A 22,357-nucleotide genomic window follows, 5' to 3' on the forward strand; every position below is an offset into this window, starting at 1 on the left:
ACGCTGATCCGACCGGGACCGAGGCGCACACCACGCTGATCCGACCGGGACCGAGGCGCACACCGGTGCAGATGTCGAGGGTGGTGCCCAGGTCGGCGGCGAGCCCGAGGTGTGACGGCACCGGGCCGCGTTCGGTAGCCGGCGCCGCAGCGACGATGCCCCACGATGCGAGGTGTTCGAGCGTCGCGGCGTAGTTGGCGGTGCTCGCCAGCCAGTCGTGCGCGAAGGCGACGGCGGGGAGATTGAACCCCTCGGCGGGGGTGTAGACCACGCCGGGTTGCCCCGCGAGCGCCAGGTCGCCGCGCAGCACCTTGCGTGGGCCACGCTTGGACAGCTTGGATACCAGGGACTTCGGTGTCTGCGCCACGGGGGAGACGTTATCCGATCGGGTGCGACCCCCGGGAGTTGCGCCGCATCGCCCGTCCGAGTTCGTTCCGGACTGTGGTCCAAGTACCCTGGTGAACCATGTGCGGAATCGTGGGTTACGTGGGCCACCGCCAGGCTTTGGGTGTTGTCGTCGAGGCGTTGCGGCGGATGGAATACCGCGGCTACGACTCCGCCGGGATCGCCGTGGCGGACGGTGTGGGCGGGCTGGCCACCGAGCGTAAGGCGGGGCGCCTCGCCAATCTCGAGGCGGAGCTCGCCGAGGTGGGCGCCGACAAGTTCGTCGGCACCACGGGAATGGGTCACACCCGCTGGGCCACCCACGGCAAGCCGACCGACCGCAACGCCCACCCGCACCGCGATGCGGGCGGCAAGCTCGCCGTCGTGCACAACGGCATCATCGAGAACTTCGCGCCGCTGCGCGCCGAGCTCGAGGCCGCCGGGGTGGACCTGCTCAGCGACACCGATTCCGAGGTCGCGGTGCACCTCGTCGCGAAGGCGTACGAGAGCGGTCCCACGGCGGGCGACTTCGTGGAGAGCGCGCTGTCGGTACTGCGTCGGCTCGAGGGCGCGTTCACGCTCGTGTTCACGCACGCCGACCATCCGGACATGATCATCGCCGCGCGTCGTTCGACGCCGCTGGTCGTCGGTGTCGGTGAGGGCGAGACGTTCATCGGGTCGGACGTGGCGGCCTTCATCGAGCACACGCGCGATGCCGTCGAGCTCGGGCAGGACCAGGTGGTGGTCATCACCGCCGACGGTTACACGATCACCGACTTCGCCGGCAACGAGCAGCAGGGGCGCCCGTTCACGATCGACTGGGACCTGCAGGCCGCCGAGAAGGGCGGTCACGACTACTTCATGCTCAAGGAGATCCAGGAGCAGCCGCAGGCCGTCTCCGACACGCTCCTGGGCCATTTCGCCGACGGCAAGATCGTCCTCGACGAGCAGCGACTGTCGGATCAGGAGCTGCGCGACGTCGACAAGATCTTCGTCGTCGCGTGCGGCAGCGCCTACCACTCGGGCCTGCTCGCGAAGTACGCGATCGAGCACTGGACGCGGCTGCCCGTCGAGGTGGAACTGGCCAGCGAGTTCCGTTACCGCGACCCGGTGCTGGATCGGTCGACGCTCGTCGTCGCGATCTCGCAGTCCGGTGAGACCGCGGACACGCTCGAGGCCGTCAAGCATGCGAAGGACCAGAAGGCTCGGGTCCTCGCGATCTGCAACACCAACGGTGCACAGATTCCCCGTGAGGCCGACGCCGTCCTCTACACGCGGGCCGGTCCGGAGATCGCCGTGGCCTCCACCAAGGCCTTCCTCGCCCAGGTGRCTGCGAACTACCTGGTGGGATTGGCCTTGGCGCAGGCGCGCGGCACGAAGTACCCGGACGAGGTGGCGCGCGAGTACGCCGACCTGGCCGCGATGCCGGAGCTGGTCACCCGGGTGCTCGCGACCGTCGAACCGGTGCGCGCGCTCGCACGCGAGTTCGCACAGTCGCCCGCGGTGCTGTTCCTGGGTCGCCACGTGGGTTACCCGGTGGCGCTCGAGGGTGCGCTCAAGCTCAAGGAGCTCGCGTACATGCACGCCGAGGGCTTCGCGGCCGGTGAGCTCAAGCACGGTCCGATCGCGCTGATCGAGGAGGGCCTGCCGGTCATCGTGATCATGCCGTCGCCGAAGGGCCGGGCGGTGCTGCACTCGAAGCTGGTCTCCAACATCCAGGAGATCAAGGCGCGCGGCGCGAAGACGATCGTCATCGCGGAGGAAGGCGACGAGGCGGTGCGGGCACACGCCGACCACCTCATCGAGATCCCGGCCGCGCCGACGCTGCTGCAGCCGTTGTTGTCGACGGTACCGCTGCAGGTCTTCGCCGCCGAGGTGGCGCAGGCCCGTGGCCTGGACGTCGACAAGCCGCGCAACCTCGCGAAGTCCGTCACGGTCGAATAGCGAGACCGTCAGGACAGGCTCGGTGTCGTCACATCACGATGACGACACCGAGCATGTCCGGGTGCAGCGAGCACGTGTAGTCGTAGGTGCCGGGCTCGGTGAAGGTGAACTCCCACGTCCCGGTGGTCTTCAACGGGCTGCGCAACACCGATTTCGCGTCGCCGAGGCCCACGACGTCGTGTGGTGTGCCGCGATCGTCGAACACCCACGTCACCGTCTGTCCCGCGGAGATGGTGATCGACGAGGGCGAGTAGGTCATGTTCGAGACCTTGACCGTCGGCYCGCTGTCGGCGACGGGTTCGTCGGTCGAGGAGTTGGTGCAAGCGGAAAGGCTTGCAGCCAAGGCGATTCCGGCGATCATCGCAGTTGCCCGTGTCTTCATGGGATTCAGCGTAGTCTGGCGATGATTGTGCCTCGAGTTACATCTCCCGACCTCGAGTTCGCGAGGAGTAGTCATGCCAACCCGTGAATCCGCGCCGATCGGTGCGCCCTGCTGGATCGACCTGCAGACCTCGGATCCCGAACGCGCCGCCGCGTTCTACGACGCCATGTTCGGCTGGACCCACGAATCGTCCGGAGAGGCGTACGGCGGTTACGTGATGTTCTTCTCCGACGGGAAGCCCGTCGCCGGCATGATGGCCGGGCAGCCGGGGAACCCCTACGTGAACATCTGGACCACGTATCTGGCCACCGCCGACGCCGATGCCACCGCGAAGGCCGTCACGGAGTCCGGCGGTCAGGTGATGATGGAACCGATGACCGTGCCCGAGCAGGGCCGCATGGCGATGTTCCTCGATCCGTCCGGCGGGGTCGTCGGGGTGTGGCAGCCCGCCGAGCACAAGGGCTTCGGTGTCATGGGCGAACACGGTGCCCCCGCGTGGTTCGAACTGGTCAGCAAGGACTACGACGCCGCGTTGCCGTTCTATCGGGACGTCTTCGGCTGGAACCTGGCAACTCTCAGCGACACGGGCGAATTCCGGTACACCACAGGCCGGTTCGACGGTGAGGACCTGGCCGGGATCTTCGACGCGAGCACCGCGATGCCGGCGGACGTGCCGTCGCACTGGCAGATGTTCGTGGCGGTGGACGACACCGACGCCGCTGTCGCGCGGCTCACGGAACTCGGCGGGACGGTGCTGCGCGAGCCGTGGGATTCCGAGCACGGCCGGATGGCGAACGTCGCCGATCCGAACGGCGCGCAGTTCATGATCTCCGGTCCGGTGGCGGCCGGGTAGAGATGCGGAACTTCTACACGGCGCAGCAGGTCAAGGCCGCCGAGGCGCCGCTGCTGGCGCGCCTGCTCGAGGGCACGCTGATGCGGCGCGCCGCGTACGGCCTGGCGCGTGTCGCGGCCGACGAGCTGCGGGATCGAACGGGGGGCGTGTCGGGCCGCGACGTCACGCTACTGGTGGGCTCGGGTGACAACGGCGGTGACGCGCTGTGGGCGGGAACGCTGTTGCGCCGGCGTGGCGTGGCGGTCACCGCGGTCCTACTCAACCCCGAGCGCGCGCACGCCGCCGGATTGGCGGCGCTGAAGGCCGCCGGTGGGCGCGTCTCGTCGGATCCGGGCAGCCCCGACCTGGTGCTCGACGGGATCGTCGGGATCTCCGGCAAGGGCCCGCTGCGCCCGGCCGCGGCCGCGATCGTCGCGGAACTCGATGCCCCGATCGTCGCGGTCGACCTGCCCAGTGGCGTGGACCCCGACACCGGTGCCGTCGACGGTCCCGCCGTGACCGCTGCCGTCACCGTGGCGTTCGGGGCGCTCAAACCGGTGCACGTCCTGGCCGCGCCGAGGTGCGGCCGGGTCGAACTGGTGCCGATCGGCCTGGACCTGCCGACGCCCGACCTGGTCGCGCTCGACGCGTGGGAGGTGGGCCGGTTGTGGCCCGTTCCGCGGCCGGCGGACGACAAGTACACGCAGGGCGTGGTGGGCGTCGTCGCGGGCAGCGGACGTTATCCGGGCGCTGCCGTGCTGTCCTCCGGCGCCGCGGTCACCGCCACCGCCGGGATGGTGCGGTATGCGGGTCGTGCCGTCGCGGAGGTGCTCGATCACTGGCCCGAGGTGGTCGCTGCCCCGTCGCCCGCCGATGCGGGCCGAGTACAGGCGTGGGTCGTGGGCCCCGGCATCGGCACCGACGACGACGCCCTGACGGACCTGCGGACGGTGCTGGAAACCGACCTACCGGTCCTCGTCGACGCCGACGGGCTGAACCTGCTGGCCGAGCACCCGGACCTGGTGCGGGGGCGCGGTGCGCCGACGTTGCTGACCCCGCATGCGGGCGAGTTCGAGCGGCTCACCGCTGTCGCGCCGACGCCGGACCGCGTCGCCGCGACGCGGGCACTGGCCGCCGAGTGGGGCGTGACCGTGCTGCTGAAGGGCCGGGCCACCGTGATCGCGGACCCGCACGGCCGGGCGTACGTCAACGACGCGGGCAGTTCGTGGGCGGCCACGGCCGGGTCGGGTGACGTCCTGTCCGGCGTCATCGGTGCGCTGATGGCGACGGGTCTGGCACCGGAGGCCGCGGCCGCGGCGGGGGCCCGGGCCCACTCGCTCGCCGCCAACCTCGGGGCGCGGGAGGGTTCGGAGGACATCGGGGACGCCGGGCTCGCGCCGATCTCCGCGTCGACGTTGCTGGCGCACCTGCGGTCCGCGATTCGGATCCTTCGCTCACATGTGCCCGAATCGTGACGGGTCGGGTTGTACCCAGGAACCGGGCTGGTCCCGGTGAGTGGCAGGATCGAATTCTGTGACTACTAGCGCGCAGGAGACCGACACCGACCCGAACACCGTGAGCGCCACCTCGGCGGCGGACACACCCCCTCCGGCGGCGGCGCCGCAGGCGGAAGCGGTGATCGATCTCGACGCGGTAGCCCACAACGTGCGGATCCTGCGCGAGCACGCCGGCGATGCGGCGGTCATGGCCGTCGTGAAAGCGGACGCCTACAACCACGGCGCGGTTCCGGTCGCGCGGGCCGCACTCGCTGCCGGTGCCCGGGAACTGGGTGTCACCACCCTCGCCGAGGGCATCGAACTCAAGAACGCCGGGATCACCGCCCCGGTGCTGTCGTGGCTGCACACCGCGGACTCCGACTACGCCCCCGCGATCGCGCTGGGCGTCGAGGTGGGGCTGTCGTCGCCGCGGCATCTCGCGGCCGTCGTCGCGGCGGCGCGGGAGGTCGGCACGCCCGCGACCGTGACGATCAAGGTCGACACCGGCCTGAACCGGAACGGCGTCTCGCGTGAGGAGTGGACGGACTTCCTGAAGGACCTCGCTCGGGTCGAGGCCGAGGGGGCGGTTCGTTTCAAGGGTGTGTTCTCGCACCTCGCGCACGCCGACGAACCGCACCACCCCGCTATCGACGATCAGCGGGAACGTTTCACGGGTGCCCTCGCGGACGCCAAGCGGATCGGTTTGGCTCCGGAGGCGGCGCACCTGTCGAACTCGGCGGCCACCCTCACCCGTGCTGACCTGCAATTCGACATGGTTCGGCCCGGAATCGCGATATACGGACTGTCCCCGGTACCGGATCTGGGGACGTTCGGCCTGCGGCCGGTCATGACGTTCCGATCGAGGGTGGCGCTGGTGAAGAAAGTGGCAGCTGGTGAGGGTGTGTCCTACGGGCACACGTGGGTGGCCCCGCACGACACGACGGTCGCGTTGCTGCCGGTCGGGTACGCGGACGGTATTCCGCGCGCGCTGGGCGGACGGTTCGACGTGCGCCTGGGTGACGACCGGCGCCCGGGCATCGGACGGGTCTGCATGGACCAGGTCGTCGTCGATCTCGGTCCCGACGGTGCCGGTGTGCAGGAGGGCGACACCGCGGTGTTCTTCGGCAACGGCGAGCACGGTGAACCGCACGCACAGGAGTGGGCGGACGCGCTCGACACCATCCACTACGAGGTGGTGACCTCGGTGCGGGGCCGGACGGTGCGAACCTATGTCGGCGGTCCCGGCGGTCGTTCGTGAACGTCCTGAACAGGCTCGGCCTGTTCGGGGGAGTGCTGGGTGCCGCGGCGATCGGCGCGATCGCGGGGATCAACGTCGTCAAGTCTGCGGCGACGCGACGAGGACCGGAGATCTACGGGTCCGAGGACTTCGCGCTCATGACCGGCGACCGCAGCCGCGTCGTGGCGACCGAGGACGACGTGCCACTGCTGGTGCGGGAGGTGGGTCCACCGGATGCGCCCCTCACGGTGATCTTCGTGCACGGCTACTGCCTGCGGATGGAGTCGTGGCACTTCCAGCGCGCGCAGCTCGCGGAGCGGTGGGGCGATTCCGTCCGCATGGTGTTCTACGACCAGCGCGGGCACGGTGAGTCCGGCGTGCCCGCCGCCGAGAGCTGCACCATCGCCCAGCTCGGCCGCGACCTGGCGGCCGTCGTCGAGGACGTGGCGCCGTCGGGCCCGGTGGTGCTCGTCGGGCATTCGATGGGCGGCATGACGATCCTGGCGATGGCCCGGCAGTTCCCGGAGCTGTTCGACGACAGGGTGATCGGTGTGGGGCTGCTCGCGACGACCGCCGCCGGCCTGAACAAGTCGGGGCTCGGACGCAACCTCGACAACCCGGTCATCGACGGGTTCCGCCTCGCGGTGCGCACCGCCCCCGGCGCCGTGCAGCAGGCACGGGGCGCCGCGCGCGCGATCATCTCGCCGATCCTGCGGGCCGCGTCGTACGGCACCGAGGTCAGTCCGCGGCTGGTCGCGTTCTCGGAGGGCATGCTCAACGACATCTCGGTGGTGACGATCGTCAACTTCCTCGAATCGTTGGAGTTGCATGACGAGTCGGAGGCGCTGCCGGTGCTGTCGGACACACCGGCGCTGGTGCTGTGCGGTGACGCCGACATGATCATTCCGTTCACCAGCTCCAAGTCCCTCGCGGCCGCCCTGCCGCGCTCGGAACTGGTGCGGGTGCGCGATGCCGGCCATCTCGTGGAGCTCGAGTTCCCGCAGGTAACCTCCGATGCGATCGATCGGCTGGTCCGGCGTGCCGTGTCGAGTCGTGCGAACCACGAGAATGCTGTGCCGGCGGGTGAACTGGAGCGAACCGATGTCGGCTGACACACGTACCGGGGGCAACGCGACCCTGCCCACGACCGAGGACACCGAGGCTCTCGGGCGGGCGCTGGCCCGCGACCTCGTCGCGGGTGATCTCGTGGTGCTGGACGGCCCGCTGGGCGCCGGGAAGACCGCGCTGACCCGCGGTATCGCGGCGGGTCTGGGCGTCGAGGGCCGGGTGACGTCGCCGACGTTCATCATCGCGAGAGAGCACCGGCCGGGGACGCGCCCCGACGGTGGCGCGCCCGTCGGCCTGGTCCACGTCGACGCGTACCGCCTCGGCGGCGAGGGCGGTGACGCGGGCTCGCTCGATATGCACGATCAGCTCGACGCGCTCGATCTCGACACCGACCTGGGCGACGCCGTCGTCGTGGTCGAGTGGGGCGAGGGCGTGGTGGAACATCTGGCGGATCGGCACCTGCGGGTGCGGCTGCGTCGCGAGCCCGAGTCCGATGTCCGCACCGCGAGCTGGGAGTGGGTGCCGCGCGCGTAGTACGGAGCCGAGTAGCCTGGTCTACCGTGCTTGTCCTTGCTATCGACACCTCCACTCCCGCGGTCACCGCGGGCGTCGTGAGCTTCGACCCTGATTCGGACCCGGGCGTTCCTCGGACGCTGGCCGTCCGAGTCACCGTCGACGCCCGAGCGCATGCGGAGGTCCTGACCCCGCAGATTCTGGACTGCCTGGCCCAATCGGGCCACAGCCCCGCCGATCTGGACGCGGTCGTCGTCGGCGTGGGGCCCGGTCCGTTCACGGGTCTGCGCGTCGGTATGGCGACCGCCGCCGCGTTCGGCGATGCGCTGGGCATCCCGGTACACGGGGTGTGCAGCCTGGACGCGATCGCCGCCGATGTCTCCGGAGAGCGGGACCTGTTGGTGGTCACCGATGCTCGTCGCCGCGAGGTGTACTGGGCGCGCTACTCCGGCGGGGCGCGGGTCGAGGGGCCCGATGTCGTCAAGCCGTCCGATCTCGATCCGTCGCCGTCGCAGGTGATCGCGGGCTCGGCCTCGCACGTGGACATGTTCGACCTGCCGGTCGAGCCGGTCGAGACCCCCTCGCCGGCCGGTCTGGTGAAGGTCGCGGCGCAGGCACTGCGGGTGGGCGTGGAGCCGGAACCGCTGGTGCCGTTGTACTTGCGGCGCCCGGACGCGGTGGAGTTGGCGGACCGCAGGAAATGAGCATCCGCATCGTTCCGATGGCCGACACCGACACCGACAGGTGCGCCGAGCTCGAGCAGGTGCTGTTCCCCGGTGACGACCCGTGGAGCGCGCAGGCGTTCCGGTCGGAACTCGCGGGCGGGCACAATCACTACTTCACGGCGCGCGACGACGCCGACACACTGATCGGCTACGCCGGGGTGGCACTGCTCGGCAACAGCGTGACGCCCGAGGCCGAGGTACACACCATCGGGGTGGATCCGTCGGCGCAGCGCGGCGGCATCGGCGGAGCGCTGCTGGCCGAACTGCTGCGCGTGGCGGACAAGTGGGGCGGACCGGTGTTCCTCGAGGTCCGCACCGACAACGAGCCGGCGATCGCGCTGTACAAGCGTGAGGGCTTCGAGATCGTCGGCACCAGAAAGCGCTACTACCAGCCGAGCGGCGCGGACGCGTACACGATGCACCGCCCGGCGCGGATCGACGCGGAGGCCGCCGAGCGGCAGGGCAAGGAGTGACGGCCATGATCGTGATGGGTATCGAGAGTTCGTGCGACGAGACCGGGGTCGGGATCGTCCGCTGGCACGATGACGGGCGCTGCGAGCTGCTCGCCGACGAGGTGGCGTCGAGCGTCGACCAGCACGCCCGCTACGGCGGTGTGGTGCCCGAGGTGGCCTCGCGCGCGCATCTCGAGGCGATGGTTCCCACGATGCGTCGCGCCCTCGCGGCCGCGGGCATCGACAAGCCGGACGCGATCGCCGTGACGATCGGCCCCGGTCTCGCCGGCGCCCTGCTGGTCGGTGTCGCGGCGGCCAAGGCGTACGCGGCCGCGTGGGACGTGCCGTTCTACGCGATCAACCATCTCGGCGGGCATGTCGCGGTGGACACGATCGAGCACGGCCCGATGCCGCCGTGCGTCGCGCTGCTCGTCTCGGGTGGGCACACGCACCTGCTGCACGTGGAGGAACTGGGCCGCAAGCCGATCGTGGAACTCGGCACCACGGTCGACGATGCGGCCGGTGAGGCGTTCGACAAGGTGGCGCGCCTGCTGGATCTCGGATTTCCGGGCGGCCCGGCGCTCGATCGCCTGGCGCAGCAGGGCGACCGGGACGCCGTCGTGTTCCCGCGCGGCATGACCGGTCCCCGGGATGCCCGGCACGACTTCTCGTTCTCCGGGCTCAAGACTGCGGTGGCGCGGTTCGTGGAGGCCAAGGAGCGTGCGGGCGAACCGATTCCGGTCGCCGATGTCGCGGCCGGATTCCAGGAGTCCGTGGCGGACGTGCTGACGATGAAGGCGGTTCGCGCGGCGCAGGACGTCGGCGTCGACACCCTCGTTCTCGGCGGCGGCGCCACCGCGAACTCGCGGATCCGGTCGCTCGCGGAGGAGCGGTGTGCTGCGGCGGGATTGACGCTGCGGGTGCCCAGTCCGCGGCTGTGCACCGACAACGGCGTGATGATCGCGGCCCTCGGCGCGCACCTCATCGCGGGAGGCGCACAGCCGTCGGCGCTCACCTCGGCAACGAATCCGGGACTTCCGGTGTCGGTGAGCCAGATTCGGGACTGACCTCTGGCTGCGGCCCGGCCGGCTCGGTCCCCGGGGCGGGCGGCTCGGAGGTGGGGGTCTCGGAAGCCGGCGGCTCGGAGGTAGGCGGACCGGTGGTGGGCGTCTCGGTGGTGGGCGTGGTCGGATCGGCCGAGAGGCTCGGAGGGTCGCCGTCCGGAGTCGGAACCCCCGGTACGAGACCCGGGAGCCACGTGGGCAGTTCGGGCCACATCGGCGGAATCCACGGCCGACTCTGCGTGGTGCTCGGTGGCGGTGTCGTCGTGGTCGGCGCCTCGGTGGTGGTGGGCGTCGGGGGAGTCGTCGTGGGTGGGGGCGGTTCGACGGTGGTCGTGTACTGCGTCGTCCAGGCCGGACCGCTGTAGTCGTCGGTGGTCGGTAGTGGCACCTGCGAGGCGGGCACCTGAACGGTCGAGGTCGGGGTCGGATCGCCCGACGGGATGTCGGTGTCGTCCGGATCGACAGTGGGGACATCGGGTTCGCCCGTGGGTGTCTCGATGACCTGGCTGCCGGTGGGTGCGTAGTTCTCCTCGCTCTGCGGGATCACTTCCTTGACGCCGTAGCCGAGCATCAGGCCACCGACGACGAGTGCGCCGACGATAGCACCCGTCCCACGTCCTCCACCCGACCCGGCGACCACCGGGAAATCCTGTCTGGCGTTCGATCCGGCCAGCAGCGCGGCGCCTTTGGCGGTCGCGGCCTCCGGTTCGGGCACGACGATCGTGACGCCGTCGAAGCCGGCGTCCAGTGCCGCCCCCACGTCGGTGATGTTTCCGCCGCCGCCGACGAGGACCGCGGCCTCGGGAGTGCGGAAGCTGCGAGCGCAGGTGCCGGTCACGAACTCGACGACGCGCGAGGCGATGTCGGCGTCCGGTTCATCGGCTGCACCGTCGCCGCTGACGGTCGTGGTGCGGTCACGGCACAAGATCGAGCCGCTGGCCTGGTCGACGACCGTGACGGTGAGTCCCGATGCGCCGAGATCGACGACCGCGATGCTCCCGTACTGCGCGACCAGCCCGGTGCTACGGAGATAGGCCAAGGTGGCGGCCGTTTCGGGAATCAAGCGGATGGCCCGACGTTGGCGCTTGGCCGCGGACCGAACGGCTGCGGCGTGGCCCTCCGTGCGGTACGCCACCGCGATCGCGTCCGGCTCGATTCTGTGGTCGGGAACCTGGACGGTCATCAGGCCGATCGCGGAGAGGCTGAGGTCGCCGAGGTCGGTGTGGGTGCCGAGGTCCGAGGACAGCGTCCGGTACTCCATGGACTGCATGCCGGTGTCGTCGGTGGCGACGAGTGCAGTGCACACGCCGGCCGCTCCGGCAGAGATACCGAGTGAACTTCGCACTTGTCCACCTCCCACTTTCGGTGTTCGGATCTGTTCGCGTTCTCGACTCGCTCGCACCGGAAAGCTGGACTACTTCCCTTCCAGACGTCGACGTCGTTATCCGAACGTTACCGAAGATCGGTCCGCTCTGCTCGGTCAGGTGTGTCGTCGCAGGTCGGTGCCGACATTCGCGGTAGTACGGTGTGACGAATGCAGAAGCGAGAGCCTATGACCGACCCGGCCCGACTGCAGGAGCTCGACAAGCACGAGCGCCGTCGATTGCTGCGTCGGGCTCTGCTTCGTCCGCTCGGCACGGTTGTCGTTCTGGTCATCGCGTACTTCGCGCTGCCGATGGATCACCTGTCGAACGCGGGCATGGTCGCGATCCTCGTCGGCGGCCTGCTGTTCGTTGTGGCGTTGTGTATCTGGCAGGTTCGGCAGATCTTGCGCTCCCCGGTGCCCGCCATACGGTCGGCCGAGGCCCTGATGGTGACGCTGCCGGTGTACTTGCTGGGCTCGGCGGTGGCGAGCTTCCTCCTGTCCCAGATGAATCCGGAGTCGTTCACGGAGCCGCTGACCAGGATCGATGCGCTGTACTTCACGCTCACGGTCTTCGCGACGGTGGGCTTCGGCGACATCGCGGCGGTCGACCAGACTGCCCGTGCGGTGGTCACGGCGCAGATCGTCGGGAACCTCGTCATGCTTGCGGTCGGGGTACGACTGCTGACCGAGGCCGTGCGGTGGAGCAAGGCCCGGCGGGAGACCGACGGCGGCGCGGACGCTCCGAAGGACGCCCGCGCCGACGGCTAGCGGAGTGTGGCCAGGACCAGTTCCACATTGTGGTCCGGGGAGCCGCCCAGCAGTTTCGGGTCGGCGTGGATGTCGTTGAACGAGAACTCGCGGTACAGCGATGCCAGGCCCGCCGGAGAGAAGTCGTCGTAGTCGACCTGGTACGGGCTGTCGGCCTCGATCAGCGTGGTCAGCAGCGACACCGTGCCGTCCTCGTTGTCGACCACCTCGATGATGCGTCCCTGCTGCGGGAAGTCGATGTGCGATGCCGTGTTGATCTCCCAGAATCCCTGTGCCGGAGTCTGGCCCACCTGTGCGGTGATGCGGTTCTCGTGGGTGTGGCCGTTGACCCAGGCGAGGACATTCGGGAAGCGGTGCAGCATATCCACCAGCTGGGCGCCCTTGTACCGGGGCTCGAGCGGGCGCTCCGGGTCGGGCAGGGTGTTCGCCATCGTGGTGCTCGTGTGGTGGCTGAACAGCACGAAGTAGGTATCGCTGCGGCTCTGCGTGACGAGCGCGCCGTTGGTGTCGTAGTACTTGCTGCTGCCCGCGAGCAGCGTCTGCTCGATCCACTTGAACTGCGCCTCGCCGAGCGAGCCGTCGACGAAGCCCGCGCGGTTGGTCGAGTCCATGCTGATGCCGATCACGCCGGGCGCGATCTCGAAGGTGTAGTAACCGATTCCGGTTTCGTCGGCGTCGGCCGCGAAGCCGTGGCCGACCGGGCCGGGGCCGGCGTTCGCCGGGTCGAGGTGGGCGGCGATGAACTCGCGCGGCGTGAAGGGGTGGCGCCGCGCGTCGGGGGTGACGATGCGCGGCGGGGTGGTGATCGCCGACAGCAGGTTCAGGACGGCGGTCGGATCGGAGCTCAGGGCGCTCGAGATGCGCGCGGCCTGGTCGGAGGAGTCCGGGACCTCGAACTTCTTGTCTCCTGTGTACATCTGCTCGAGGAACGGGATGCCGCTCGGGAGGGTGCCCTCGACGGAGTCGTCGTGGTTGCCGAAAACGCTGTACCACTTGGTGTTCAGGCCGGGGCTGGTGACCGGCTGCAGTGCCGCCGACAGCAGGCCGGGGACCTCCGGGAATCCGGTCTTCTTGTAGATGTCCTGGATCGACGACTCGGGATTCCAGTACAGGTCCGCGCCCGAGTTCTGCACGCCCTCGTAGCGGGTCGGATCGCCGGTGTTCGGAACGATCGTGCCACCGTTGAGTGCCTTGAGGAACCAGTCGAGTTCGACGTGCTCCTTGTTGTCGGTGTTGTCGCCCGTGGTGATCACGGCGTCGAAGTCGCGCTGTGTGTGCGGACCCTGGCGCAGCGAGTTGACCCGGTCGATGAGGGAGACGAGGCCCTGCGCGGTCATGGTCTCCTGCGGCCGGAACGCGGCACCCTGGAAGGGGTGGACGTACTCGAACCGAACGGGTGACTGGGCGTCGAGCACGTGCACGTCGGTGAGCTGAACCATGGACGCGAGGGCGGAGCGACGGTCCTCGCGACCGGACTTGGGCTCGGCCAGATCGGTGCGGACCACCAGCGGCCAGCCCGGACCGGCGGTGAGACGGCGGTATCCGCTGCTGCCCAGAGGAACGGCGACGGATTCGAGAGTGGTGCCTGCGATCGACGCGGGCAGCGGGGCCGCGGAGGCCTGTGCTGCGAGCGGATTCCACGACCGGCTGCCGATGAGAGGCAGTCCGGCGACTCCGAGCGCTCCGATGCCGGCCGCTCCGAGGAAGGACCGCCGATTCCAACCGTTCATCTGCTGTTCACACACGGCGCCCACTGTAGGGGACGGTTCGTGCCACAGACTCCTGTTCGCCCCCTTTGCGGCCCCGTGTCGCTCAGTGACGGCTCTCGTCGGAGAGCGGTCCGAACTGTGGGACCTGCGGCATCGTCGTCACGACGTGCACGGTCGCCTCGCTGCTCAGTGCGGCGAGGATCCAGGGCGCGTCGCTGGGGAACTGGACGAAGTCCCCGGTGGTGAGGTTCGTCAGTTCGTTCGTCGGGCCGACTCGCACCTTTCCGGAGACGACGTAGGCGTGGATCAGGGTCCCGGCGGAGTCGGCCGGGCGCACCATGCTCTCGACGTCGCCGCCCGGCGCCTGCCGCAGTCTGGTCAGGCTCGTGCGCACGTAGCCGGAGCCGTAGATCTGATCGAGCACCTTCGTCGAACCGATATCGGACCGGTCGTTCCACGAACCCTCGCCGGAGCGGACGACGAACACCCGCGTCCCCCACTCGGTCACCAGGCGCCGCAGCGGAACGTCGAGCGCCTCGGCGATGGCGTCGATCGTCTCGACTGTGGGATTGCCGACACCCTGCTCGATCTTCGAGAGCGTCTGCTTGGACAGGTTCGCCCGCTTGGCGAGGTCGCCCATGCTCATCTGTCGTTCGTTACGGAACCGCTGCACGTTGCGTGCGATCAGGCCGTTGCTGTCCAACAGGGCCTCCTTTCGTCGATGACGCAATGCGCTCAATGTTCCACACGATTGAATCCCCGCTCGACCGTGTGTCACTTTTAATATCACTATCGTCCATCTTGACATCGAAACGGCAGGTGGGCACACTCGATCGCGAAGGCGCCGCCACGGGCCGTCGCGCCGGGAATGTCCTCTTTGCGTAGTGATTGGGTAGGGATCGATGGGTGTGCAGGAGTTGACCGATCTGTCGCATTCGGGGTCGACGCGGGACGGCCGTGCCGCCGTGGACAAGGCGATGAGCCTGCTCACCAGCTTCGGGCAGGAGGCGTACTCCGGCGTCGGTGTCAGCGAACTCGCGCGCCGATCCGGGCTCAGCAAGTCCACCGCGTTCCGCATCCTCGGGATGCTCGAGCGCAACCACGCCGTCGAGCGGGTCGGCAGCGACTACCGGCTCGGCGCCGAGCTCCACAACCTCGGTGGCCGGGTATACGCGCCGCAGCACTCCGTGATCCGCGACGTCCTGACTCCCTACCTGGCGGACCTGTACGAGGCGACCCGGCAGATGGTGCATCTCGCGGTCCTGCACGGTCCCGACATCCTCTACATCAACAAGCTCTACGGCCACCGTCACGTCGCGTCACCGTCGCGGGTCGGCGGGAAGGCGCCGGCGCACTGCACTGCGGTGGGCAAGGCGCTGCTCGCATACTCCGGTCAGGACGCCGAGGATCTGCTGGGCTCGGATCTCGCGGCCCGCACCGCTCGGACGGTGACCGACATCGGACAGTTGCGTGTCGAGTTGTCGCAGGTCCGGCGGTCCGGTGTCGCGTTCGACCGTGAGGAGACCCGCGAGGGCCTGGTGTGCATCGGGGGAGTCGTCAACGGCTCGGGTGCACGCCCTGTCGCAGCGTTCTCGGTGTCGGGTCCGGTTGCGAGCTTCTCGCCGGCGAGCGTGGAGCCCGCCCTGCGTCGGGTGAGTCTGGCCGCGTCGCGCGCGCTGTGCGCGTCCCAGATCGCACTCGCGTCGTAGCGACGCCACAACTTCCAGGAAAGAACCTCTCCCGGAATCTGATTCAGGCTGAAGGAGCCCTACATGCCAGTCGCACTGGTTGCGCTGTCCCATTCACCCCTGATCGGGCTGAACGATCCGGCTCAGGAGGTGCTCGACGAGGTCGACCACGCCGTCGCCGGGGCGCGAGCGTTCATCGAGGAGTTCGCTCCCGAGGTCGTCGTGCTGTTCGCGCCCGACCACTACAACGGCTTCTTCTACGAGAAGATGCCACCGTTCGCTATCGGCACCGGCGCAATCGCGGTGGGCGACTTCGGTTCCGCGGAAGGCGAGATCCTGGTCGACACCGATGCGGCCGACGCGATCGCCGAGGGTGTCCTCGAGCGTGACATCGACCTCACGATCTCGGCACGCATGGTCGTGGACCACGGATTCGTGCAGCCGCTCGAGATGCTGTTCGGCGGCATCCGGTCGGTGCCGGTCGTGCCGGTGTTCATCAACGGCGTCGCGGCCCCTCTCGGCCCGGTGCGCCGGATCCGACAGTTCGGCAAGGCGCTCGGTGAGGCCGCGGCGCTGCTCGACAAGCGCGTGCTGTTCCTGGCGTCGGGCGGACTGTCGCACGATCCGCCGGTGCCGATCCTCGCCGGTGCGCCGCCGCGGGTCGCGGAGGCGCTGATCCTCGGCAACCCGCCCACCCCAGAGCAGCGTGCCCGCGGTGAGCAGCGGGTCGTGCAGTCCGGAATCGATCTGGCGGCAGGAACTTCCACGCGTAAGCCGTTGAATCCGGAGTGGGACAACGACGTTCTCGACATCGTCGCCGCGGGAGACATCGCGCAGTTCGACGGCTGGACCAACGAGTTCTTCGAGGCGAACGGTGGCGGGTCGTCGCACGAGGTGCGCACGTGGATCGCGGCCTACGCGGCACTCGCGGCGTCGGGTGCGTACGAGTTGCAGTCGCGGTACTACCGGCCGATCCCGGAGTGGGTTGCGGGCTTCGCGGTGACCACCGCGAAGTAGCGACTCTCGCCGACCTCTCTCGGCGACCCTGGACATCGCTGTCGCGCGGTGTTACTCATGACGTAGTGCTTCGGGGAGGGGGCGTCATGGTGACATCCGCGCGACGGGCGGGGGCCGGCGAACGTGTTTTGCTGCTGCACGGATTCACGCTGTCACACCACGTGTGGCATCGCGTGGTCGACGAACTTGCTTCGGACTGCGACGTCCTGGCGCTGACGATGCCCGGTCACTGGGGCGGTCCGCGGCCGCGATGGCGGGATCTCGGCATCTCCGGTATTGCCGACGGGATCGAACGCGAGCTCGACGTGATCGGTTGGGACACATGCCACGTCGTCGGGAACTCGCTCGGCGGCCAGGTGGGATTCGAGCTGGAGCGGCGGGGCCGGGCCGCATCGCTCGCCGCGATCAATCCCAGTGGAGGCTGGAAGCGCTTCTCGGCGACGGAGTTCCGGATGGGGAGCGGGTTCGTCGCCCAGTTCCCGCTCGCGGCGCTCGCCCGGGTGCTCGGCGATCGCGCCGCGTCACATCCGCTGTTCCAGCGGCCGATCATCCGCAATTGCAGCCACGACATGTCGGCCGTCGACCCGGCAGACGCCACCGACGTGATCCGTGCCGTCTCCCGCTGTTCGGTCTACCTGCCGATCCTGCTCGCATTCCTGCGTGACGGCCCACTGACGGGTCTGGGCGCGGTGAGGGCGCCGACCTCGTTGATCATCTCCGAGTTCGATTCGTTCTTCCTGCGGGAGAAGTTCATCCAACGCTTCGTCGACGAGCTGCCCGACCATGTCCAGGAGGTCGCCCTCCCCGGAGTCGGCCACATACCTGCGCTCGAGAATCCGCAGCTGGTCGCCGCCGCCATCCGCGCACATCTCGAGGCGGTCGCCCACCGCGACGGCGTCGCCTGAGGGCCTACGAGTCGGACCTCGGCACGAAGAGGCCATGGCTGGTGCGATCGACCACGGTGAGTCGGGCGATCGCCTCGCGCGCATCGGGCTTGGGTCCTCAGGAACGGGTTTTCGGTATCGCGGGCCGGATCGCGCGACCGTCGGCATCGACGAGCCAGAGCATGGAGCATGGGATCCCCGGGGTGCAGTGTGCGCCGCCGGTGTAGTCGCGGGTCTTGCCGAACCACGCCTCGATTCACCAGCCCTGCGGGTCCGAATCCTCGGACAGCGCGGACAGGAGCACGGTGAGATCGCCGGCGTGCCGAACCTCGTCGACCGTCACCTCCGTGCCCACAGGGTTCCCGTTCGCATCGAGGCGCGACCTGCCGAAGGTCGGTTCACAGGACACGACGGCAACGGGAATGAAGTTGTCGGGCACCGATCCCGTCGATGGAGGTGTGAAGGTCTGCGCCGTCGGCGGTGGGAAACGGCCGGGGAACATGCCCGGATCCAGGCAATCGACTCCCGCCGCGATCTCCGCGTCGCCGGGCGGACTCGGCGGGCGCTCGTGAAGATGGACGAGGCCCGCCACCGCAACCACGGGACAACCGTGGCGGCAACGGGTCCGAGGATCCTCACAGCCTCGACGATGCCACGAAGTGGCGGGCTGCCGGTGGAGTTCGCTGACTTCGCGGGTGCTCGGAAGTAGCGTGTGTGGTTGACGGGAGGGGCGAGTCATGGGCTTTGCGTCGACACCGGACCGGCACAGGCGATATCGGCGAATCGCCTCGTCGGCCGTGGAAGAGATCCTGAACTACTTCGGCTCGCAACAGAACTGGGGCTCACACCGTCGACGCAGCCCACCGAGACTGATACGGGTACAGGTCCGGATGCGGACACCATTTCGGCGGCGCCGGGCGGCCAAGGCAACGCAACCGAATCCGCGCCACAGCGACGTCAGGGCCTGCAGGTGTTCCGCGCCCGGGGCCGCCGACACCGAGGGGGACGGTTGCCGGAATCGCCGATCCCGTCGTCGTGGTGGGATCGGCCACCACCACTGCCGGGACCGCCACCGGTCGGAGAGGGCACCACGATTGCGGACGTTCTGAACAGGCTCGACACCGACGCGACGTTGCGGCGCGGGCGATTCCCGGACGGGCACGGCGGACAAGCGCAGCCACCGCACGGCGCCCTCACGTACCGGCCGGACGCATCGACCACGAGCATGGTCCGCACCCGCGACGGGCACTGCCGGTTCCCGGGCTGCTCGGTGCCCGCGGCCCGCTGCCAACTCGACCACATCGTCGCCTTCACACACCGCAACCCGATCGCGGGTGGTTGGACCATTCCGTCGAACCTGCAGTGCCTGTGCCAGTTCCACCACAACCTCAAGACGATGGACCGCATCACCGCCACCATGTTGGCGGGCGGCATCCTCGTGTGGTCGAGCAGTTACGGCACCACCACGGTCACTCTTCCCGGCGGGGTCGCGATGACCGACCTCGACAACACGCTCGTCCCGCACCTCCCGCGACGCAGACACCGCCAAACGGCCGACGGCACGAACGAGACCGACGAACCGCCGCCGTTCTGATGCAACTCGTTCCGGCTCAGGATCCGGTCGTGAGCCGCACGTCCGCGACCAGCCCGTGGTGGTCGGATCCGACTACGTCGATGCGCTCGAGCGAGGTTGCCGTGCCGCCCTTCGTGAGGATGTGGTCGATCCCGACGACTGCGGGGTAGCGCTTGTCGGTGGGATACGTCGGCAGGATCCCGGCGCCCAGTTGGTCGGCCGCATCGACGTATCCGCCGTGGCGCAGATCGCGGAACTTGCTGTGCGAGTAAGTGGCATTGAAGTCGCCACTGACGATGACGTTGTCGTGCGCGGCCGACGAATCCATATCGGCGCGCAACCGATCGAAATCCTCCGTCCAATGTGCTGCCGGCGCGATGTACGCGGGCACCGGATGCACGTCGTACAGGATCACCGGCCGGCCGAGTCCGGCATCGACCTCGGTCACCAGATTGGTCAGTGCCATTCCCTCCACCTGGCGGCCGTTCGACAACGGCAGTCGGCTGTAGATGCCGCCACCGCCGCCGCCGGTGGTGTGCGGGGCCAGAACCTGATGGGGCAGACGGTCCTCGAGCCCGGCTTTCCGCAGGGCCTCGACGGACGGGTCGGTCAACTCCTGGATCGTGAGCACATCGATGTCACGTTCTCGCACCATCCGCACCAGGGCCTCCGGATCGGCGGAACCCACCATGATGTTGGACTGCATCACGCGAATCGACGGTCCGTTCTCGTCCACCACCGGTTCTCCGGACGCACCCGCGACGTACAACGGGCCGTACGCCCAGCCGCCGAGCCCGACGACGACCACGGCCGCGGCGAGCAGCAGCCACTGTCGTGCGACAGCCGAGACGATCGCGCCGACCACGGTGGCCAACAGCAGAAGCGGCGCCAACGATGCCAGCACGATCACGATGTTGTTGGAGGCACCCGAGCGGAATGTGGCCAGTGCCGCCACGCCCGCGACGAGTCCCGCCACCCCGACCGCACCCGCGATCAACCGCAGCGCCCTGGATCTCGTCATCGACTCTTCGCCCCCAGATGATTCGTGCGTTCCGACCAGCGACGGCAGCCTATCCGTTCGGTCCGGAAACGGGACAGGACGTGGACGGGCCCGTGGGGTCGCGCACTACTGCCGGTGGTGGACGGACTGCGGTGTGAGGTAGGCGTTCAGACCTTCGATTCCGAACTCGACTCCCAGGCCGGAGTCTCCACGTCCTCCGAACGGCGCACTGTGGTTCGAGGCGAAGAAGTTGATGCCTACCGATCCGGTGTCGATCCGGCGTGCCACCTCGATGGCACGATCCTCGTTGGTGGAGAAGATGATTCCGCCGAGACCGAACGCGGTGTCGTTGGCGATCGCGACGGCGTCGTCGACGGTCTCGTACCGCATGACAGTGACGACCGGTCCGAAGATCTCCTCGCGGGCGATGGTCATCTCCGCAGTGACATCGGCGAAGACGGTGGGCTGCACGAAGTACCCGCGGTCCGTGTCAGCGCGGCCACCGCCGGTGGTGAGGCGGGCGCCCTCGGCACGAGCGCCCTCGATGTACCCGAGGACCTTCCCGTACTGCGCCTCGGTCGCCGATGGTCCGAAGACGGTGTCGCCGTCGAAGGGGTCCCCATGCTTGGCCGCGGCGACGGTGCGCGTGACGGTGTCGACGACCTCGTCGTACCGCGCCGCGGGCGCGAGGATTCTGGTCGAGATGTAGCAGGTCTGGCCCGTGTTGCGCATGCAGGACCGGATCAACACCTGGGCGAAGGCGTCCAGATCGGCATCCTCGAGCACGATCGCCGACGATTTGCCGCCCAGTTCGAGTGTGACCGGCCGCAGTAGTTCACCGCACGCCGCCGCGATCTTCCTGCCGACCGGGGTGGACCCGGTGAATGCAACCTTACGGACCAGAGGATGGCGCACGAGGTGGTCCCCGACGGCGCCCGTCCCGGTCACCAGGTTCACGATGCCGGGTGGGACGCCGGCGGCCGCGACCGCCTCGATGACGAACCGGATCGACAGAGGGGTGGTTTCGGCAGGCTTGATCACGACGGTGCAGCCGGCGATGAGTGCGGGCGCCAGCTTGGCGACGACGAGGTTGATCGGGAAGTTCCAGGGCGCGATGAGGACACACACGCCGACCGGGTCGCGAAAGACGGTGGTCGTGCCGAGCCCGTTCGGGTAGGGGCGCTCGTCGTCGCGCTCGAGATACGACGCCAGCGATGCGAAGTAGCGGAAGATCCCGGCGGCATTCGCCGCACTACCCGAGGTCTCGGCGACAGGGCTGCCGTTCTCTCGGGTGTTCGTCCACGACATCGGTTCGGCCCGCTTCTCGATCTCGTCCGCGATCCGCAGCAGGTACTCCGCGCGGTCGGACGGACGCAGATCCGACCACCCCGGTCCGCGGAAGGCACGGTCGGCGGCGCCGACCGCGGCATCGACGTCGCGAGTGGAGGCGTTCGGTACCGAACCCCACACCTCCTCGGTGGCCGGGTCGACGACGTCGATGCGCGCGTTGCTCGTGGACGTGACCCAGGTGCCGTCGACGAAGAGATCGTCGACGTGTGTGTAGGGAAGCTCGACCCGGTCCCTGCTCGGCACGGCCCGTGTCATCGCAGCACGTCCGTCTTCAACAGCGCGCGGGACCGATCGAGGTCTGCCACGGCGATCCGGTATCCGGCTTCGGTTTTCAGTTCGGGCAGGATCTCGCTCTCGAGTCGGTCGCAGTACACCGAGGGCGTCATCCCGAACCAGGACGAGGCAAGTGCGATACCGACGGGAGCGAAGCGCCACAGACGGTCGGCGTCGCGCACGAGTTCGTCCTCGAGGGATTTGGCGTCGGGCCGTGTGTCGTGGCCGTCGATGATCTCGCAGACGCGCTCGACGAACTCGTCGTCGTAGCCGAGCGGCGGCAGTACCTCGCGAGCGATGATGCAGCCCTGACGTTCGTGTTCGTACCGGATCGCGGCCTTGCGCCAGTCGCCGCTGAAACCTTCGGAGATGATCCGTGATTCGTCGACACGCCCCCATCCGGTGTCGTGCAGCAGGATCGAGACGCGGACGATGAGCGAGTCTGCCTCGGGGTAGCAGTCGCACAGGCGCTCGGCGTATGCGAACGACGTGGGCAGGTGGATGTCGTTGCCGCGGGCCCGGGACTCGGGAACCACCGACTTCCAGATCGGATCCAAGTCGGTGTCGGCGTCGGGAGCCACGACGATCGRCGAGGTGTCGACGGGAAGGGCGGTAGGGGTACGCATTGCGCA

The 22,357-nt window shown here is 68.9% G+C and carries 22 protein-coding genes and 1 pseudogene; 14 read left to right on the forward strand and 9 right to left on the reverse strand.

All coding sequences use genetic code 11. From position 1 onward, the window contains the following. Positions 1-367: pseudogene (locus AB4Z09_RS21790) on the reverse strand (hypothetical protein); the annotation flags it as partial. Positions 368-465: 98 nt separating this feature from the next. Here AB4Z09_RS21790 and glmS point away from each other — a divergent pair. Further along, entirely contained in the window at positions 466-2,328 is a 1,863-nt protein-coding gene (glmS, locus tag AB4Z09_RS21795) for a glutamine--fructose-6-phosphate transaminase (isomerizing) (protein ID WP_442240652.1), read from the forward strand. A 28-nt stretch (positions 2,329-2,356) separates the two neighbouring features. On the opposite strand, the gene AB4Z09_RS21800 is transcribed toward glmS, so the two are convergent. Further along, entirely contained in the window at positions 2,357-2,710 is a 354-nt protein-coding gene (locus AB4Z09_RS21800; protein ID WP_442240653.1) for a cupredoxin domain-containing protein, read from the reverse strand. A gap of 73 nt (positions 2,711-2,783) precedes the next feature. Here AB4Z09_RS21800 and AB4Z09_RS21805 point away from each other — a divergent pair, with 73 nt between their 5' ends. The 8 genes from AB4Z09_RS21805 (at position 2,784) to tsaD (ending at position 10,100) form a co-directional block, all read left to right on the forward strand. Further along, positions 2,784-3,563, forward strand: a complete 780-nt coding sequence (locus tag AB4Z09_RS21805; RefSeq protein ID WP_174912283.1) for a VOC family protein — start codon at positions 2,784-2,786, stop codon at positions 3,561-3,563. 2 nt (positions 3,564-3,565) lie between these two features. Then, positions 3,566-5,017, forward strand: a complete 1,452-nt coding sequence (locus tag AB4Z09_RS21810) for an NAD(P)H-hydrate dehydratase (RefSeq protein ID WP_174912280.1) — start codon at positions 3,566-3,568, stop codon at positions 5,015-5,017. A gap of 100 nt (positions 5,018-5,117) precedes the next feature. Next, positions 5,118-6,296 (forward strand): alanine racemase, encoded by a 1,179-nt coding sequence (gene alr / locus AB4Z09_RS21815; protein WP_254623025.1) that lies wholly within the window; start codon positions 5,118-5,120, stop codon positions 6,294-6,296. Continuing rightward, positions 6,293-7,387, forward strand: coding sequence for an alpha/beta fold hydrolase (locus AB4Z09_RS21820; protein ID WP_429515799.1), 1,095 nt, complete (start codon positions 6,293-6,295; stop codon positions 7,385-7,387). The genes alr and AB4Z09_RS21820 overlap by 4 nt, the downstream gene beginning before the upstream one ends. Continuing rightward, positions 7,377-7,877, forward strand: coding sequence for a tRNA (adenosine(37)-N6)-threonylcarbamoyltransferase complex ATPase subunit type 1 TsaE (gene tsaE, locus AB4Z09_RS21825; RefSeq protein WP_114718998.1), 501 nt, complete (start codon positions 7,377-7,379; stop codon positions 7,875-7,877). Before AB4Z09_RS21820 ends, tsaE begins: the two co-directional genes overlap by 11 nt. A gap of 26 nt (positions 7,878-7,903) precedes the next feature. Then, a complete protein-coding gene (tsaB, locus tag AB4Z09_RS21830) occupies positions 7,904-8,560 on the forward strand; it encodes a tRNA (adenosine(37)-N6)-threonylcarbamoyltransferase complex dimerization subunit type 1 TsaB (RefSeq protein WP_174912275.1) in 657 nt (218 codons plus the stop codon). Continuing rightward, the gene (gene rimI, locus AB4Z09_RS21835; protein ID WP_114718891.1) at positions 8,557-9,054 is read left to right on the forward strand and encodes a ribosomal protein S18-alanine N-acetyltransferase; all 498 of its coding nucleotides are present in this window, start codon (positions 8,557-8,559) and stop codon (positions 9,052-9,054) included. The genes tsaB and rimI overlap by 4 nt, the downstream gene beginning before the upstream one ends. Positions 9,055-9,059: 5 nt before the next feature. Continuing rightward, positions 9,060-10,100 carry a tRNA (adenosine(37)-N6)-threonylcarbamoyltransferase complex transferase subunit TsaD gene (tsaD, locus tag AB4Z09_RS21840; protein ID WP_174912272.1) on the forward strand — a complete coding sequence of 347 codons (1,041 nt, stop codon included), beginning with the start codon at positions 9,060-9,062 and terminating at the stop codon, positions 10,098-10,100. On the opposite strand, the gene AB4Z09_RS21845 is transcribed toward tsaD, so the two are convergent. Further along, on the reverse strand, positions 10,045-11,442 hold the full coding sequence (locus AB4Z09_RS21845; RefSeq protein ID WP_442240654.1) for an exopolyphosphatase: 1,398 nt from the start codon (positions 11,440-11,442) through the stop codon (positions 10,045-10,047). The genes tsaD and AB4Z09_RS21845 overlap by 56 nt on opposite strands. A gap of 207 nt (positions 11,443-11,649) precedes the next feature. On the opposite strand from AB4Z09_RS21845, the gene AB4Z09_RS21850 reads away from it, so the two are divergent. After that, a complete protein-coding gene (locus AB4Z09_RS21850; protein WP_442240668.1) occupies positions 11,650-12,231 on the forward strand; it encodes a potassium channel family protein in 582 nt (193 codons plus the stop codon). Here the strand turns inward: AB4Z09_RS21850 and AB4Z09_RS21855 are convergent. Continuing rightward, a complete protein-coding gene (locus AB4Z09_RS21855) occupies positions 12,228-13,961 on the reverse strand; it encodes a TIGR03767 family metallophosphoesterase (protein ID WP_174914911.1) in 1,734 nt (577 codons plus the stop codon). The two genes, AB4Z09_RS21850 and AB4Z09_RS21855, sit on opposite strands and share 4 nt — an antisense overlap. Positions 13,962-14,043: 82 nt before the next feature. Next, a complete protein-coding gene (locus tag AB4Z09_RS21860) occupies positions 14,044-14,643 on the reverse strand; it encodes an XRE family transcriptional regulator (RefSeq protein ID WP_114718894.1) in 600 nt (199 codons plus the stop codon). A gap of 199 nt (positions 14,644-14,842) precedes the next feature. Between AB4Z09_RS21860 and AB4Z09_RS21865 the strand changes: the two genes are divergently transcribed. From AB4Z09_RS21865 to AB4Z09_RS21875, 3 genes are all read left to right on the forward strand, one after another. After that, the gene (locus AB4Z09_RS21865; protein WP_442240655.1) at positions 14,843-15,649 is read left to right on the forward strand and encodes an IclR family transcriptional regulator; all 807 of its coding nucleotides are present in this window, start codon (positions 14,843-14,845) and stop codon (positions 15,647-15,649) included. A 63-nt stretch (positions 15,650-15,712) separates the two neighbouring features. Further along, positions 15,713-16,645 (forward strand): 3-carboxyethylcatechol 2,3-dioxygenase, encoded by a 933-nt coding sequence (locus tag AB4Z09_RS21870; protein WP_174912266.1) that lies wholly within the window; start codon positions 15,713-15,715, stop codon positions 16,643-16,645. Between the two features lie 86 nt (positions 16,646-16,731). Next, positions 16,732-17,550 carry an alpha/beta fold hydrolase gene (locus AB4Z09_RS21875; RefSeq protein WP_442240656.1) on the forward strand — a complete coding sequence of 273 codons (819 nt, stop codon included), beginning with the start codon at positions 16,732-16,734 and terminating at the stop codon, positions 17,548-17,550. A gap of 235 nt (positions 17,551-17,785) precedes the next feature. Here the strand turns inward: AB4Z09_RS21875 and AB4Z09_RS21880 are convergent, their stop codons facing one another. Further along, positions 17,786-18,130 carry a hypothetical protein gene (locus tag AB4Z09_RS21880; RefSeq protein ID WP_174912257.1) on the reverse strand — a complete coding sequence of 115 codons (345 nt, stop codon included), beginning with the start codon at positions 18,128-18,130 and terminating at the stop codon, positions 17,786-17,788. 408 nt (positions 18,131-18,538) lie between these two features. Between AB4Z09_RS21880 and AB4Z09_RS21885 the strand changes: the two genes are divergently transcribed. Next, positions 18,539-19,123 (forward strand): HNH endonuclease signature motif containing protein, encoded by a 585-nt coding sequence (locus AB4Z09_RS21885; RefSeq protein WP_442240657.1) that lies wholly within the window; start codon positions 18,539-18,541, stop codon positions 19,121-19,123. A gap of 16 nt (positions 19,124-19,139) precedes the next feature. Here AB4Z09_RS21885 and AB4Z09_RS21890 read toward each other — a convergent pair whose 3' ends face one another. From AB4Z09_RS21890 to AB4Z09_RS21900, 3 genes are all read right to left on the reverse strand, one after another. Continuing rightward, the gene (locus AB4Z09_RS21890) at positions 19,140-20,123 is read right to left on the reverse strand and encodes an endonuclease/exonuclease/phosphatase family protein (RefSeq protein WP_174912252.1); all 984 of its coding nucleotides are present in this window, start codon (positions 20,121-20,123) and stop codon (positions 19,140-19,142) included. A gap of 105 nt (positions 20,124-20,228) precedes the next feature. Beyond that, positions 20,229-21,707, reverse strand: a complete 1,479-nt coding sequence (locus AB4Z09_RS21895) for an aldehyde dehydrogenase (RefSeq protein ID WP_174912249.1) — start codon at positions 21,705-21,707, stop codon at positions 20,229-20,231. Continuing rightward, complete coding sequence (locus AB4Z09_RS21900) at positions 21,704-22,351, reverse strand: HD domain-containing protein (RefSeq protein ID WP_442240658.1); 648 nt, start codon at positions 22,349-22,351, stop codon at positions 21,704-21,706. Before AB4Z09_RS21900 ends, AB4Z09_RS21895 begins: the two co-directional genes overlap by 4 nt. Positions 22,352-22,357 lie beyond the last annotated feature (6 nt).

It is taken from the genome of Rhodococcus sp. TAF43 (assembly GCF_052113525.1).
In the GTDB taxonomy this organism is placed as follows: domain Bacteria; phylum Actinomycetota; class Actinomycetes; order Mycobacteriales; family Mycobacteriaceae; genus Prescottella.